Annotated in this window: 15 protein-coding genes; all 15 read left to right on the top strand. The window is 69.7% G+C overall.

All coding sequences use genetic code 11. The annotated features are described in order from the left end of the window. Window positions 1-450 precede the first annotated feature (450 nt). The 15 genes from rho to Q0444_RS05015 all read left to right on the top strand — a co-directional run bounded on the left by rho (window position 451) and on the right by Q0444_RS05015 (window position 14,545). A complete protein-coding gene (gene rho / locus Q0444_RS05085; protein ID WP_291080612.1) occupies window positions 451-2,328 on the top strand; it encodes a transcription termination factor Rho in 1,878 nt (625 codons plus the stop codon). Beyond that, window positions 2,325-3,410, top strand: a complete 1,086-nt coding sequence (gene prfA, locus Q0444_RS05080; RefSeq protein ID WP_291080553.1) for a peptide chain release factor 1 — start codon at window positions 2,325-2,327, stop codon at window positions 3,408-3,410. The genes rho and prfA overlap by 4 nt, the downstream gene beginning before the upstream one ends. Window positions 3,411-3,413: 3 nt before the next feature. Further along, complete coding sequence (gene prmC / locus Q0444_RS05075) at window positions 3,414-4,355, top strand: peptide chain release factor N(5)-glutamine methyltransferase (RefSeq protein ID WP_299021878.1); 942 nt, start codon at window positions 3,414-3,416, stop codon at window positions 4,353-4,355. Continuing rightward, window positions 4,352-5,005 carry an L-threonylcarbamoyladenylate synthase gene (locus tag Q0444_RS05070; RefSeq protein WP_291080557.1) on the top strand — a complete coding sequence of 218 codons (654 nt, stop codon included), beginning with the start codon at window positions 4,352-4,354 and terminating at the stop codon, window positions 5,003-5,005. Before prmC ends, Q0444_RS05070 begins: the two co-directional genes overlap by 4 nt. Before the next feature lie 3 nt (window positions 5,006-5,008). After that, window positions 5,009-6,169: a glycosyltransferase family 4 protein gene (locus Q0444_RS05065; protein ID WP_299021875.1), complete on the top strand. Its 1,161-nt coding sequence runs from the start codon at window positions 5,009-5,011 to the stop codon at window positions 6,167-6,169. A gap of 10 nt (window positions 6,170-6,179) precedes the next feature. Continuing rightward, the gene (locus Q0444_RS05060) at window positions 6,180-6,620 is read left to right on the top strand and encodes a hypothetical protein (RefSeq protein ID WP_291080560.1); all 441 of its coding nucleotides are present in this window, start codon (window positions 6,180-6,182) and stop codon (window positions 6,618-6,620) included. A 242-nt stretch (window positions 6,621-6,862) separates the two neighbouring features. Continuing rightward, on the top strand, window positions 6,863-7,642 hold the full coding sequence (atpB, locus tag Q0444_RS05055; RefSeq protein WP_291080614.1) for a F0F1 ATP synthase subunit A: 780 nt from the start codon (window positions 6,863-6,865) through the stop codon (window positions 7,640-7,642). A 99-nt stretch (window positions 7,643-7,741) separates the two neighbouring features. After that, the gene (locus tag Q0444_RS05050) at window positions 7,742-7,990 is read left to right on the top strand and encodes an ATP synthase F0 subunit C (RefSeq protein ID WP_291080562.1); all 249 of its coding nucleotides are present in this window, start codon (window positions 7,742-7,744) and stop codon (window positions 7,988-7,990) included. A 26-nt stretch (window positions 7,991-8,016) separates the two neighbouring features. Then, window positions 8,017-8,589: a F0F1 ATP synthase subunit B gene (locus Q0444_RS05045; RefSeq protein WP_291080564.1), complete on the top strand. Its 573-nt coding sequence runs from the start codon at window positions 8,017-8,019 to the stop codon at window positions 8,587-8,589. 14 nt (window positions 8,590-8,603) lie between these two features. Next, window positions 8,604-9,422, top strand: coding sequence for a F0F1 ATP synthase subunit delta (locus Q0444_RS05040; RefSeq protein ID WP_291080566.1), 819 nt, complete (start codon window positions 8,604-8,606; stop codon window positions 9,420-9,422). Between the two features lie 101 nt (window positions 9,423-9,523). Next, window positions 9,524-11,164, top strand: coding sequence for a F0F1 ATP synthase subunit alpha (gene atpA / locus Q0444_RS05035; RefSeq protein ID WP_291080569.1), 1,641 nt, complete (start codon window positions 9,524-9,526; stop codon window positions 11,162-11,164). Window positions 11,165-11,218: 54 nt separating this feature from the next. Next, entirely contained in the window at window positions 11,219-12,205 is a 987-nt protein-coding gene (locus Q0444_RS05030; protein WP_291080570.1) for a F0F1 ATP synthase subunit gamma, read from the top strand. 3 nt (window positions 12,206-12,208) lie between these two features. After that, window positions 12,209-13,657: a F0F1 ATP synthase subunit beta gene (atpD, locus tag Q0444_RS05025; RefSeq protein WP_291080572.1), complete on the top strand. Its 1,449-nt coding sequence runs from the start codon at window positions 12,209-12,211 to the stop codon at window positions 13,655-13,657. A gap of 9 nt (window positions 13,658-13,666) precedes the next feature. Then, entirely contained in the window at window positions 13,667-14,038 is a 372-nt protein-coding gene (locus tag Q0444_RS05020; protein WP_291080574.1) for a F0F1 ATP synthase subunit epsilon, read from the top strand. Window positions 14,039-14,095: 57 nt separating this feature from the next. Beyond that, window positions 14,096-14,545, top strand: coding sequence for a DUF2550 family protein (locus tag Q0444_RS05015; protein ID WP_291080576.1), 450 nt, complete (start codon window positions 14,096-14,098; stop codon window positions 14,543-14,545). Window positions 14,546-14,554: the final 9 nt, after the last annotated feature.

The following is a 14,554-nucleotide window of genomic DNA, read 5'->3' as shown; positions in this document are numbered from 1 at the left end:
CCGACTCGCCAGGGGGACACGCGTGGACGCGGCGTGCGGGTAGTATGCTTCTCTAAGCCACGGACGCCCGGTCGTCCCCGTAGCCCGAGACTGCTCCAGAACACCTTCGTCGCCGCAGGCGGCGTGTGGGTGGGTCCCGGCGGGAGCGGCCGATCGGCGAGTGGCCACCAGGGATCCCGTGCCCGTGAGTGGTTCCCCACCGGAGTGGACGGTCACCATCCCGTCGCCCCGGAAGGCGTCACCTCGAGTGGATCCCCCTCAGACGACTCCACGTCCGGCTCACCCGCCGCCGTGGACGGCCCCAGCGGCCACCCGGGACGCCCAGTCCGCGTCCCGGACAGACGCTCGATGCCAGGCGGCGCTCGCCGCCCCGGTACGAGCCCAGAAAGGACCCCCGTGACCTCGACGGACACCACCTCCACCCCGCCGCAGGGTGCCGCACTGGCAGCGATGCGCCTGGCGGACCTCAAGTCGCTGGCGCAGCAGATGGGCCTCAAGGGCCTCTCCGGCAAGCGCAAGGGCGATCTCGTCGCGATGATCGACGGCGCCCGCGGCGGGAAGGCCCCCGCCGCAGCCCAGTCGGCGCCCGCCGCGCAGGAACCCCGGCGCGAGGAGCAGCCCCGGCGCCAGCAGTCCCAGTCCCGCGACGAGGGTCAGCGCGACGAGGGGCAGCGCGACGAGGGTCAGCGGGGCGAGGATGCGCGGTCGAGCGACGACGCCCAGGATCGCGACGGCAAGCAGTCCCAGGGGGACCGGCCGCGTCGCGCCGACGGTGGCGGGGGAGACGGTCAGAACCAGGCCCAGAACCAACGCCGGAACCAGGGGCAGGATCAGAACCAGGGCAACCGTCAGCGTCGCGGCGGCCAGAACCGGGACGACCAGGGATCCGGACAGCAGAACGGGCGCAACCGCGATCAGCAGAACCGCGACCAGCAGGGCGCCCGCAACCGCGATCAGCAGGCCGACGACTCGAACCAGGGCAACCAGGGCGGCGACAACGGTCCGCGCGGGGACGGCCAGAACCGGGACGACGACGGCAGCGGCCGGGGTCGCCGGAGCCGTCGTCGGCGCGAGCGCAACCGTGGTGGCGGCGGCGGCCGCCCGGTGGAGGGCGAGACCGAGGTGCGGGAGGACGACGTCCTCCAGCCCGTCGCCGGCATCCTCGACGTGCTCGACAACTACGCGTTCGTCCGCACCTCCGGCTACCTCGCGGGCTCGAACGACGTCTACGTCTCCATGAACATGATCCGCAAGCACGGCCTCCGCCGCGGCGACGCGGTCACCGGCGCGGTCAAGACGCCCCGCGAGGGCCAGCCCGAGGGGCAGGGCGGCGGTCAGGGAGGCCAGGGCGGCCAGGGCGCGAAGAACCGCGCGAAGTTCAACCCGCTGGTCCGGATCGACTCGGTCAACGGGGGACCGGTCGATCAGGCCCGGAACCGTCCGGATTTCAGCAAGCTCACCCCGCTCTACCCCAACCAGCGACTGCGGCTGGAGACCGAGAAGAACATCATCTCCACGCGCGTGATCGACCTGATCATGCCGATCGGCAAGGGTCAGCGTGCGCTGATCGTCTCCCCGCCCAAGGCGGGTAAGACCACGATCCTGCAGAACATCGCCAACGCCATCGCGATCAACAACCCGGAATGTCACCTCATGGTGGTCCTCGTGGACGAGCGGCCCGAGGAGGTCACCGACATGCAGCGATCGGTGAAGGGCGAGGTCATCGCCTCGACCTTCGACCGGCCGCCGTCGGATCACACGCAGGTGGCGGAGCTGGCGATCGAGCGGGCGAAGCGCCTGGTGGAGATGGGCCAGGACGTCGTCGTCCTCCTCGACTCCATCACCCGCCTCGGCCGCGCCTACAACAACTCCTCGCCCGCCTCGGGCCGCATCCTCTCCGGTGGCGTCGACTCCACCGCGCTGTACCCGCCCAAGCGCTTCCTCGGCGCGGCGCGCAACATCGAGAACGGCGGCTCCCTGACGATCATCGCCACGGCGATGGTCGAGACCGGGTCGGCGGGCGACACGGTGATCTTCGAGGAGTTCAAGGGCACGGGTAACGCCGAGCTCAAGCTGGACCGGCGCATCGCGGAGCGGCGCGTGTTCCCCGCGGTCGACGTGGGACCGTCGGGCACCCGCAAGGAGGAGTTGCTGATGACGCCCGAGGAGGCCGGCATCATGCACAAACTCCGCCGGGTCCTCTCGGGGCTCGACTCGCACCAGGCGATCGACCTGCTCATGTCCCAGCTCCGCAAGACCAACACCAACTACGAGTTCCTGCTGCAGGTGGCCAAGACCACGCCGAGCCTGCCGCAGGACGAGGAGTGACGCAGCCCCCGGGGCGGTCCCCGTCCTCGATCGACGACGTCCTCTCCGAGTACGGGGGGCTCGAGGCGCAGTTGTCGGACCCTGCCCTGCACGAGGACGCGGCCGCGGCGCGGAGGGTGGGCAAGCGATTCGCCGAGCTCACGCCCGTGGTCCAGTGCCACCGGGCGCTGGTGTCGACCCGGGACGACCTCGAGGCGGCGCGGGAGCTCGCCCACGAGGATTCCTCCTTCCACGCGGAGGCCGAGCGCCTGGGCGCGGAGGCGGCCGCGCTCGAGTCGAAGCTCGCGGACCTGCTGGCACCACGCGATCCCCACGACGCGGACGACGTGCTCATGGAGATCAAGTCCGGCGAGGGCGGCGAGGAGTCCGCGCTGTTCGCCGCCGACCTGGCCCGCATGTACACGCGGTACGCGGAGAAGCACGGCTGGGTGGTGGAGGTCCTCGGGGTGACCGAGTCCGACCTGGGGGGGTACAAGGACGCCTCCTTCTCCATCCGGTCCCGGCAGCCCTCACGCGACGGCGTGTGGGCGCGACTGAAGTTCGAGGGAGGCGTGCACCGCGTCCAGCGCGTCCCGGTGACCGAGTCCCAGGGGCGGGTCCACACGTCCGCGGCCGGGGTGCTGGTGTTCCCCGAGCCGGAGGACGTGGGCCCGGTCGAGATCGACGAGTCGGACCTGCGGATCGACGTCTACCGGTCATCGGGCAAGGGCGGCCAGGGCGTCAACACCACCGATTCGGCGGTGCGGATCACGCACCTGCCGACCGGCACCGTCGTCACGTGTCAGAACGAGCGCAGCCAGCTGCAGAACAAGGCGCGCGCGATGCAGGTCCTCGCCGCCCGGCTCCAGTCCGCGGCGGAGGAGGCGGCGAGCGCCGAGGCCTCCGAAGGACGGGCCACCCAGGTGCGGACCGTCGACCGCTCCGAGCGGATCCGCACCTACAACTTCCCCGAGAACCGCATCGCGGATCACCGTGTCGGATTCAAGGCACACAACCTGGACTCGGTCCTCGACGGCGATCTCGACGCGGTGCTCGATGCGCTCGCCGACGAGGACCGGCGCCGGCGCATGGAAAGCGCGTAGGCCGTGGACGCCCAGCCGGCCCCGGCCGCGGTGACCGGGGTCGTCAGGTCGGCGGCCCGGGCTCTGCGGTCCGCCGGCGTCGACTCCGCGCTCGCCGAGGCGCAGCTGATCTGCGCCCACGTCCTCGGCGTCGACCGCTCCGCGCTGCCGCTGGCGGACGGTCTGGACCCCGCCGAGGTGGCGGAGGTCGGCCGGATCGTCGCCGCCCGCGCCCGCGACCGCACCCCGCTCCAGTACCTCCTGGGGCGTGCGACCTCGGGTCGGCTCGACCTCGCGGTGGGCCCGGGCGTCTTCATCCCGCGGCCGGAGACCGAGCTCCTGGTGGAGAACGCCCTCGCCGCGCTGCCGGCGCCGGGCGAGGGGCCGGGACCGATCGTCGTGGACCTCTGCGCGGGGAGCGGGACCCTCGCGCTCGAGATCGCCCACGCCCGCCCCGACGCGTACGTCCACGCGGTCGAGCTGCACGGACCGGCGCTCGAGTGGCTCCGGCGCAACGCCGGCGAGCGGGCCGCCGCCGGGGACACCCCGGTCGAGGTCCACGCGGCGGACGCCACCGATCCCGCTCTGCTGCCGGACCTGCGGGGCAGGGTCGCCGCGGTCGTGGCCAACCCGCCCTACATCCCGCAGACCGACGACCTCCCGGCCGACGTCCTCGGGCACGAGCCGGCGACCGCGCTCTTCGGGGGTGCCGACGGTCTGGTCGTCATCACGCCGCTGGTCCACGTCGCGGCCGGGCTCCTCGCCCCGGGCGGCCATCTGGCCGTCGAGCACGACGACGCGACCGGCGCCGCGGTCGCGGCGGTCGTCTGCGCGCAGGGGGGCTTCGGTAACGTGGACCAGCACACCGACCTCGCGGGACGTCCGCGGTTCGTCACCGCGACGAGACGCGCCGAGACCGACGACGACGAGGTCGACCAGACAGTCCGGAAGGGGATCACCCGGTGACCATCACCTACGACTGCACCGAGGACACCGGCCGGGAGGTCGGGCTCAGCGCGGCGGCGGGCGCCCTCCGCGCGGGTCGCCTGGTCGTGACCCCGACCGACACGCTGTACGGCATCGCCGCCGACGCCTTCGATCCGGACGCCGTCACCCTCCTGCTCTCGGCCAAGCGCCGCGGCCACGACATGCCGGTCCCGGTCCTGGTGGGCTCGTGGGAGACGATCGACGGGCTGGTCGTGGGCACCCCCGCCCCCGCCCGCGACCTCATCCGCGCCTTCTGGCCCGGTGGTCTGAGTCTGATCGTGCACCAGGCGCCGTCGTTGAACTGGAACCTCGGGCACACCAGCGGCACCGTCATGCTCCGCATGCCGCTGCACCCGGTCGCGATCGAGCTCCTCCGCGAGGTCGGCCCGCTCGCGGTCTCGAGCGCCAACGTCTCCGGACAGCCGCCGGCCACCACGGTGGGCCAGGCGCGGGAACAGCTCGGCGACTCGGTCGCCGTCTACCTCGACGGCGGCCCCTGCGCGGTGGGCCAACCCTCGACGATCGTCGATCTCACGGGATCCGCGCCACGCATCGTCCGCGAGGGGGCGGTGTCCGCCGACCGGATCGGGGAGGTCCTCGGCACCGACCCCGCGGCCCTGCGCGGCTGACCCGTGGGAATCGGGGTCCCGTTCCGCGAGCTCCTGCTCATCGGGGTCACCGCTGCCCTGGTCACCTTCATCGTCACCGGCCTGGTCAGGGGAGTCGCCCCCGCTATCGGCGGCCTCGCCTACCCCCGCGACCGCGACGTCCACGTTGTCCCCACGCCGCGACTGGGCGGGGTGGGGATCTTCACCGGGATGCTGGTCGCGGTGTTCCTCGCGGCGCAGCTGCCGGCCCTCAACCGCGGGTTCCCGCCCTTCGCCCCCGACGTCGAGGCCACGATCGTCGCCGGCGGCCTGATCGTGCTGGTGGGGATCGTCGACGACATCCTCGGCATCGGCGCGGTGACCAAACTCGCCGGTCAGGCCGCCGCCGCGGGCGTCCTGGTGGCCATGGGGGTGTCGTGGACCCTCGTGTACCTCCCGTTCGGCGACGGCAACATCCTCGTCCTGGACCAGCTCCAGGCCGGGTTGCTCACGGTGGTGTTCACCCTGACCATCGTCAACGCGATGAACTTCGTCGACGGGCTGGACGGACTCGCGGCCGGGCTCGGGGCCATCGCGGCGATCGCGATCTGCGTCTTCTCGGTGGGGATCATGCTCGATCAGGGCGGCACGGTGGGCGCGTATCCGCCGGCGCTGGTCACGGCGGTCCTCGCCGGCGCGCTCCTGGGGGTCCTGCCCCACAACTTCCAGCCCGCCCGGATCTTCATGGGCGACTCGGGATCGATGCTCATCGGCCTGGTGCTGGCGGCCGCCTCCACCAGCGCGTCCGGCAAGATCTCGCAGAGCCTGTACGGGCCGCAGGAGATGATCGTCCTGCTCTCGCCGGTGATCGTGGTGGCCGCGGCGATGTTCGTCCCCATGCTCGATCTGGTCATGGCCGTGGTCCGGCGGGTCGGGGCCGGGCGGAGCCCGTTCGCCCCGGACAAGATGCACCTGCATCACCGGCTGCTCGACCTCGGTCATTCCCATCGGCGCGTCGCCCTCGTCATCTACGCCTGGGTCTCGCTCATCGCCTTCGGAGCGGTCGGGGCGACCATGCTCCCGTCCGAGGTGATGGTCCCGCTCGCCGCCGCGGGGCTCATCGCCGTCCTGGCCGCCACCCTGGTCCCGCGACTGCGGAGCATCCGCGGGGAGGACCACTCCGGGAGTCCCTCCGGCTCCCGCTAGGCTGGGCCACATGACGGAGACACCCCCGCAGCCCGCCGAGAGCGCCCACACCGCCGGACTACGCAAGGCGCTCACGCTCGGCACGGCCGCCCTGGCCGTGTTGATGCTGCTCAGTGCGGGCCTGTGGGGGGCGCTCGACGGCACCCCCGGACTGTGGGGCGCCCTGTTGGGGGCCGCGATCGGTGGGGTGTTCGTCCTCCTCACCGCGGTGGTGGTGGTCGCGACGGCGCAGACCTCGCCCAACGTCACCGGGGCCGTACTCCTCGGGACGTGGCTGCTCAAACTCATCGTGGCGATCGGCGTGGTGGCGGCGTTGAAACCCCTGGACTTCTACTCCAGGCGAGCGTTCGCGCTCACGCTCGTCGTGGCGATGATCGTCGTCCTGGCCACCGAGACGGTCGCGATCATTCGTCACAAGGCGCCGGCCGTGGAACCCGTCACCGGGGACTGAGCGCAGTCACGCCGCGGGGCGGCCCGGCACGCCCCTCCGGGGGTGCGCCCCGGTGAGGTCAGACACCCGGGTCTTTGTTACGATGCTCCGTGGCGGGAAACCGGGATGAGGGCGCGTCGCGAGAGCGGCCGAGATCCCCTCGGGCCCGCCGGGTTCCCTGCACGTGAACCGAAGCGAATGACACAGACCACCGTCTGAAGAAGGCGGCCCGAACAGGGGAGAGAACGCTGAGCACGTCACTGCTGGCATTCAAGGGCGAGTTCCACCCGCCTTCACTCAACGACTTCTTCCCGCCGGCGGTGCTGTTCGAGGGCACCCCGTTCGAGTTGGACCGGCTGATGATCATCCGCGTCCTCGTGGGCGTGCTCGTCGCCCTGCTGTTCTACGTGGGTATGCGCGGCGCGAAGATCGTCCCGAAGGGCTTCCAGAACGTGGTCGAGATCGCCCTCGACTTTGTCAAGACCTACATCTCGGACGACATCATCGGCAAGAAGGACGGCGACCGGTTCCTCCCGATCATCGCCACCATCTTCTTCCTCACGTTGTTCATGAACATCCCGGCCGTGATCCCCGGCCTCAACATCTCGCCCAACGCCAGGATCGGTATGCCCCTGGTCATGGCGCTGGTGGTCTACGTGGTGTTCATCTACGCGGGCGCCAAGAAGTACGGCTTCTTCTCCTTCGTGGGCAAGTCGATCGTCGTCCCGAACCTCCCCCCGGCCCTCCACCTGCTGGTGGTGCCGATCGAGTTCATCTCGACCTTCGTCCTGCGCCCGGCCACGCTCACGATCCGTCTCATGGCCAACATGCTCGCCGGCCACATCATGATCGTGCTGCTGTTCTCCGCCACGAACTTCTTCTTCTGGCAGTTCAACGGCTGGACCGCCGTCAGCCTCGTGACCATCATCGTGGCCGTGGCGTTCACCTTCTTCGAGCTGCTGGTGATCTTCCTGCAGGCGTACATCTTCGCCCTGCTCGCCGCGGTGTACATCGACCTGTCGCTCCACGCCGACAGTCACTAGAGACTTCCGGCGCCACTGAGCGCCGGGACACACAGACCACTCCGACGACCGAGTGCGGACATCCCGTACCGGCCATCTGAAAGGGAACGGAAAACCCACATGGATATCGTCACTCTCGCCCAGGCTGCCGAGACAATCGAGACCACGGCCAAGGGCTACGGCGCCATCGGTTACGGCCTCGCCGCCATCGGCCCCGGCATCGGCATCGGCATCGTCGTCGGTAAGACCATCGAAGGCATGGCACGTCAGCCCGAGATGGCCGGCCAGCTCCGCACCACGATGTTCCTGGGCATCGCGTTCACCGAGGCCCTCGCGCTCATCGGTATCGTCACCGGCTTCATCTTCTGATCGCCGACTGGCGCAAGGTCAACGACATGAATCCGATCCACATCCTCGCCGCCGGCGAGGGCGAAGGGCTCCCCCTCGAGGAGACGCCCAACGTCCTGACCCCGGCGCTGTACGACATCGTCTGGTCGCTGATTCCCTTCGCTGTCGTCCTCTTCGTGTTCTGGAAGTTCGTCCTCCCGATGTTCAAGCGGGTCCTGGACGAGCGGAGCGAGCGCATCGAAGGCGGCATCGAGCGGGCGGAGGCGGCTCAGTCCGAGGCGAAGGCCGCCCTGGACAAGTACAACGCCCAGCTCGCGGAAGCCCGCGTCGAGGCCGCCAAGATCCGTGACGACGCGCGCGCCCAGGGGCAGCAGATCATCGCGGACATGAAGGCCGAGGCGAACCTCGAGAAGGACCGCATCGTCGCGGCGGGCGAGCAGCAGCTCAACGCGCAGCGTCAGCAGATCGTCTCGGAACTCCGCGGCGACCTCGGACGTCAGTCGATCGATCTCGCTGAGCGTCTCATGGGTGAGCAGCTGTCCGACTCGGTCCACCGTTCGGGCACCATCGACCGTTTCCTCGCCGACCTCGACCGGGTCGCCGGCGCGGGCCAGAAGTAAGGAAGTAGCTGACTATGCACGCAGCAAGCCGCGACGCCCTCGAGCAGTCCCGGTCGGTCCTGCAGTCCACGCTGTCCGCCAATCCCGCCGGCGGAGCAACCGGAGCCACCGTCGGCGCCGAGCTGTTCCGGGTGGTCGACCTCTTCGAGGGGGAGCGCGCGCTCCGCGTCGCGGTCGCGGACTCCTCCGCTCCGGTCGAGGCCCGACAGGACCTCGCCCGGTCGGTCCTGGGCTGGAAGATCGACGAGGCGACCCTCTCGGTCGTGCTTGCTGCGGTCGCATCGTCGTGGTCCACCCCGCGTGACCTGCGGGAAAGCCTCGTGGTGCTCGGCCGGGAGGCGCTGTTGCTCTCGGCTCGCGAGCAGGGCCAGCTCGGTGTGGTCGAGGACGAGCTCTTCCGGCTCGGACGGATCGTGGCCGGCGACCCGCAGTTCGAGCAGGCGTTGTCCGACCGGTCCACCACGGCGGACGACAAGCGTGCGCTCCTCGGTCAGGTCTTGTACGGCAAGGTCACCGCCGTCACCGAGGCTCTCGCCTCGCAGGCCGTGACCCGCCCACAGGGGATGCCGGCGGATGACATCGACGCGCTCTCGCGGCTCGCCGCGGAGCTCCAGGGCCGGTCCGTGGCGGTCGTCACCTCCGCCACGGAGCTCTCGGAGGGTCAGCAGGAGACGCTGTCGCGCACACTCGCCGGGATCTACGGGCGTGAGATGGCGGTGCACGTCGAGGTCGACCCGGCCGTGCTCGGCGGAATGGTGATCCATGTCGGTGACGAGGTCATCGACGGATCGCTCGCCGGGCGGCTGTCCGCCGTGAGGCGGGCACTCCCGTAACCGGTAGTCGGGGCCGACGAACCGACGAGCAGCGGTCGCACACGGTCGATGCTCACCTGAAAAAGACAAGTCCAGACCACTTTAGTGAGAGCAGGAATGACATGGCGGAGCTGACTATCTCCTCCGACGAGATTCGTAGCGCGATTGCGAACTACACCTCCAGCGTCTCGACCGAGGCGTCCCGCGAGGAGGTCGGTATCGTCACCGACACGGGCGACGGCATCGCCCACATCAGCGGGCTGCCGTCCGCGATGGCCAACGAGCTCCTGGAGTTCCCGGGTGGCGTCCTCGGCGTCGCGCTGAACCTCGAGGATCGAGAGATCGGCGCGGTGATCCTGGGTAACTACGACCAGATCGCCCAGGGCCAGGAAGTGCGCCGCACCGGAGAGGTCCTCTCCGTGCCCGTCGGCGACGGCTTCCTCGGACGCGTCGTCAACCCGCTCGGTCAGGCGATCGACGGCCTGGGCGAGATCGAGGCGGCCGGCACCCGCGCGCTCGAGCTCCAGGCCCCGTCCGTGCTGGAGCGCCAGCCCGTCGAGGAACCCATGCAGACCGGCATCAAGGCGATCGACGCCATGACGCCGATCGGTCGCGGCCAGCGGCAGCTCATCATCGGTGACCGCAAGACGGGCAAGACCGCCGTCTGCATCGACGCGATCCTCAACCAGAAGGCGAACTGGGAGTCGGGCGACAAGACCAAGCAGCTGCGGTGCATCTACGTCGCGATCGGTCAGAAGGGCTCCACCATCGCGGGCGTCAAGGCGACCCTCGAGGAGCACGGCGCGATGGAGTACACCACCATCGTCGCCGCCCCCGCCTCCGACTCCGCCGGCTTCAAGTGGCTCGCGCCGTTCACCGGCTCGGCGATCGGCCAGCACTGGATGTACGAGGGCGCCCACGTCCTCGTCGTGTTCGACGACCTGTCCAAGCAGGCCGACGCCTACCGCGCGATCTCCCTGCTGCTCCGCCGCCCGCCGGGTCGTGAGGCCTACCCGGGTGACGTCTTCTACCTGCACTCCCGCCTGCTGGAGCGGTGCGCCAAGCTGTCCGACGCGATGGGTGGTGGTTCGATGACCGGGCTGCCGATCATCGAGACCAAGGCCAACGACGTCTCGGCGTTCATCCCGACCAACGTCATCTCCATCACCGACGGCCAGGTCTTCCTCGAGTCTGACCTGTTCAACCGCGGTGTGCGGCCCGCCGTCAACGTGGGTATCTCCGTCTCCCGAGTCGGTGGCGCCGCGCAGACCAAGGGCATGAAGAAGGTCTCCGGCTCGCTGCGCCTCGACCTGGCGGCGTTCCGCGACCTCGAGTCGTTCGCCACGTTCGCCTCGGACCTCGACGCGGCCTCCAAGGCGCAGCTCGAGCGGGGCCAGCGTCTGGTCGAGATCCTCAAGCAGGATCAGAGTTCGCCGGTCGCCGTGGAGGACCAGATCGTCTCGATCTACCTCGCGGGCGAGGGCTTCTACGACTCCGTGCCGGTCGAGGACGTGCGGCGCTTCGAGAACGAACTCCTCGAGACCCTGCATCACAGCGCGTCGGACGTGTACGGCCAGATCGACGGCGGCGGGGCGCTCTCGGACGAGTCCAAGGCCACCCTTGAGGCCAAGACCAACGAGTTCAAGGAGGGCTTCGTGGCCTCCGACGGCTCGCGGGTGGTCAACGAGCCCGAGGCCGAGGCGCTCTCGGAGGACGAGATCGATCGCGAGACCCTCACGGTGACCAAGAAGAAGAAGGCCTGAGGCCTGCGATGACAGCCATCCGAGTCAAGGCCGAGAGGAGTGTGATCTGACGCCATGGCGAACTTGCGCGAACTACGCGACCGGATCAAGTCGGTCAACTCGACCAAGAAGATCACCAAGGCCCAGGAGTTGATCGCGACCTCGCAGATCTCCAAGGCCCAGGCGAGGGTCGCGGAGGCCCAGCCGTTCGCGGACCAGATCACGGCGATCCTCACCGACCTCGCCACGGCGTCGTCGGTCAAGCACAGGATGCTCAACGAGCCCGAGGACGCCACGCGTTCCGCGGTGCTCGTGGTGACCTCGGACCGCGGCATGTGTGGTGGCTACAACCACAACGTGCTCAAGGAGGCGGCCGAGCTGATCGCCTTCCTCGAGGAGGCCGGCCGCGAGGTCGACATCTACGTGCTGGGGAACAAGGGGATCGTCTACTACACCTTCCGCGAGGTCGAACTCGCCGGATCGTGGCACGGACACTCCCAGAAGCCCGTGTACCAGGAGGCCCGCCCGGCGTTCCAGTTGCTCTCGGCGGCGTTCGCGGCCGGCGGGGAGTCCACGTTCGACGCCGCCGAGTTCCTCGGCGACGGCTACGAGGGCGACACCACCCGTCAGGGCGTCGACGAGGTCCACATCGTCTACACCCAGTTCAAGTCCATGCTCACCCAGACCCCGCGGGCGCGGCGCCTGGCCCCGATCGAGACCCGTGTCGAGATCGAGGAGCTGGATCTGGGCGAGGACATGCTCGACACGTCCAAGTCGGACTTCAAGCCCGAGGTGACGTTCGAGCCGGACGCGGACACCCTGCTCGACAACCTCCTCCCGAGGTACATGTCGACCCGCGCCTTCGCCTCCCTCCTCGAGTCGGCGGCGTCCGAGTCGGCGGCGCGACGGACGGCGATGAAGTCGGCGACGGACAACGCGACCGAACTGGTGGAAGGCCTGAGCCGCGAGGCCAACCAGGCCCGCCAGGCACAGATCACCCAGGAAATCAGCGAGATTGTCGGTGGCGCTGGCGCGCTCGCCGCTAGCGCAGGAAGTGACTAAGCAATGACCACAGCTGTTACCGATCAGAGCACGACGGGCACGGCCGGTCTCACCGGTCGCGTTGCCCGCGTCCTGGGTGCGGTCGTCGACGTGGAGTTCCCGCGCGGCGCCCTCCCGGCCCTCTTCAACGCCCTCACCGCCGAGATCACCCTCTCGTCGGTCGCCAAGACGGTGACCTTCGAGGTCGCCCAGCACCTGGGCGACAACATGGTGCGCTGCATCTCCATGCAGTCCACCGACGGTCTCGTCCGCGGGGCCGAGGTCGTCGACTCCGGCAAGCCGATCTCGGTGCCGGTGGGCGACGTCGTCAAGGGCCACGTGTTCAACGCCCTGGGCGACTGCCTCGACGCGCCCGGCACCGGCCGGGACGGCGAGCAGTGGGGCATCCACCGCGACCCGCCGGCCTTCGACCAGCTCGAGGGCAAGACGGAGATCCTCGAGACCGGCGTCAAGGTCATCGACCTGCTGACCCCGTACGTCAAGGGCGGCAAGATCGGCCTCTTCGGCGGTGCCGGTGTCGGCAAGACCGTGCTCATCCAGGAGATGATCACCCGCATCGCGCGTGAGTTCTCCGGCACCTCGGTGTTCGCCGGCGTCGGCGAGCGCACCCGTGAGGGAACCGACCTCTTCCTCGAGATGGAGGAGATGGGGGTCCTCCAGGACACCGCCCTGGTGTTCGGTCAGATGGACGAGCCGCCGGGGACGCGTATGCGCGTCGCCCTCTCGGCCCTGACGATGGCCGAGTACTTCCGTGACGTGCAGGGACAGGACGTCCTCCTGTTCATCGACAACATCTTCCGGTTCACGCAGGCCGGTTCCGAGGTGTCGACCCTGCTCGGCCGCATGCCGTCCGCCGTCGGCTACCAGCCGACCCTGGCGGACGAGATGGGTGAGCTCCAGGAGCGCATCACCTCGACGCGCGGTCGGTCGATCACCTCGCTGCAGGCGATCTACGTCCCCGCGGACGACTACACGGACCCGGCCCCGGCGACGACCTTCGCCCACCTCGACGCCACCACGGAGCTCTCCCGCTCCATCGCGTCGAAGGGCATCTACCCGGCCGTCGACCCGCTCACCTCGACCTCCCGGATCCTCGAGCCGGGCATCGTCGGCGAGGATCACTACCGCGTGGCGCAGCAGGTCATCCAGATCCTCCAGAAGTACAAGGAACTGCAGGACATCATCGCCATCCTCGGTATGGACGAACTGTCGGAGGAGGACAAGGTCACCGTCCAGCGTGCTCGTCGTCTCGAGCGCTTCCTCGGCCAGAACTTCCTCGTCGCGGAGAAGTTCACCGGTCAGGTCGGCTCGGTCGTTCCGCTCGCGGACACCATCGAGGCGTTCGACAAGCTCTGCAAGGGCGAGCTCGACCACCTCCCGGAGCAGGCCTTCAACGGCATCGGCGGTCTGGACGACGTCGAGGCGGCCGCCAAGAAGCTCGCGGGGAAGTGACCACAGAGCATGGCTGACATCGAAGTCGAGTTCGTCACGGTCGAGCGCCGTTTCTGGTCCGGTAGCGCGTCCATGGTGGTCGCCAAGACCACCGAGGGCGAGATCGGCATCCAGTCCGGGCACGAGCCTGTGCTCGGCGAGCTGGACGCCGGTGGAACCGTGACCGTCTACACGGACGAGGGCAAGAAGGTCGCCGCCGTCCAGGGTGGATTCCTGTCCGTCACGGCGACCAAGGTCAGTATCCTCGGCGAGTCCGCCGAGTGGTCACAGGACATCGACCGCTCGGCGGCCGAGAGGGCATTGTCCGAGGCCGGCGACGACGCCGCGGCGATCGCCGCGGCACAGGGTCGCCTGCGCGCGGTGGAGAAGGCCGGCGCCTGACACGTCTGGGCCACGCCCGTCGACCACGGCCGCGGCCACCGGAAGGGGTTGAGCAGAGTGGCGACTACCGGGATCGTTCTCGGTGGCGTCGTGCTGCTCGTGCTGCTCCCGGTGGCCGCGGCCGTGGTGTATCGGCTGGTGGTCAACCTGGGGGACTCCACATCGGTGCTCGTCAGACGCGCCGGGGAGGACGCGTGGAGGCACGGCGCCATCCGGTACTCCGACACGGACGTGGCGTTCTACCGCCTGCTGAGCGTCCGGTTCGGCGCGGACGTACGGCTCGACCGTCGGTCGCTGACCCTGGGGTCGAGGCGGCAGCCCACCGGCCACGAGTTCGACGTCGCGGAGGTCGGGGAGATGATCGTCTCCTTCTCCGGCCACGACCGCAGGGGCAGGGTGCGAGAAGGCGAACTCTGCGCGGGCCCCGCCACGCTGACCGGGCTGCTCGCGTGGGTGGAGGCGTGCTCCACCGACCAGATCCGCCGCTCGGACCGTCGCCCGGGCTGATGTGCCGGA

Source organism: uncultured Dietzia sp., assembly GCF_937873725.1.
Taxonomy (GTDB): domain Bacteria; phylum Actinomycetota; class Actinomycetes; order Mycobacteriales; family Mycobacteriaceae; genus Dietzia.
This window is presented reverse-complemented; position numbering and strand designations above follow the sequence as displayed.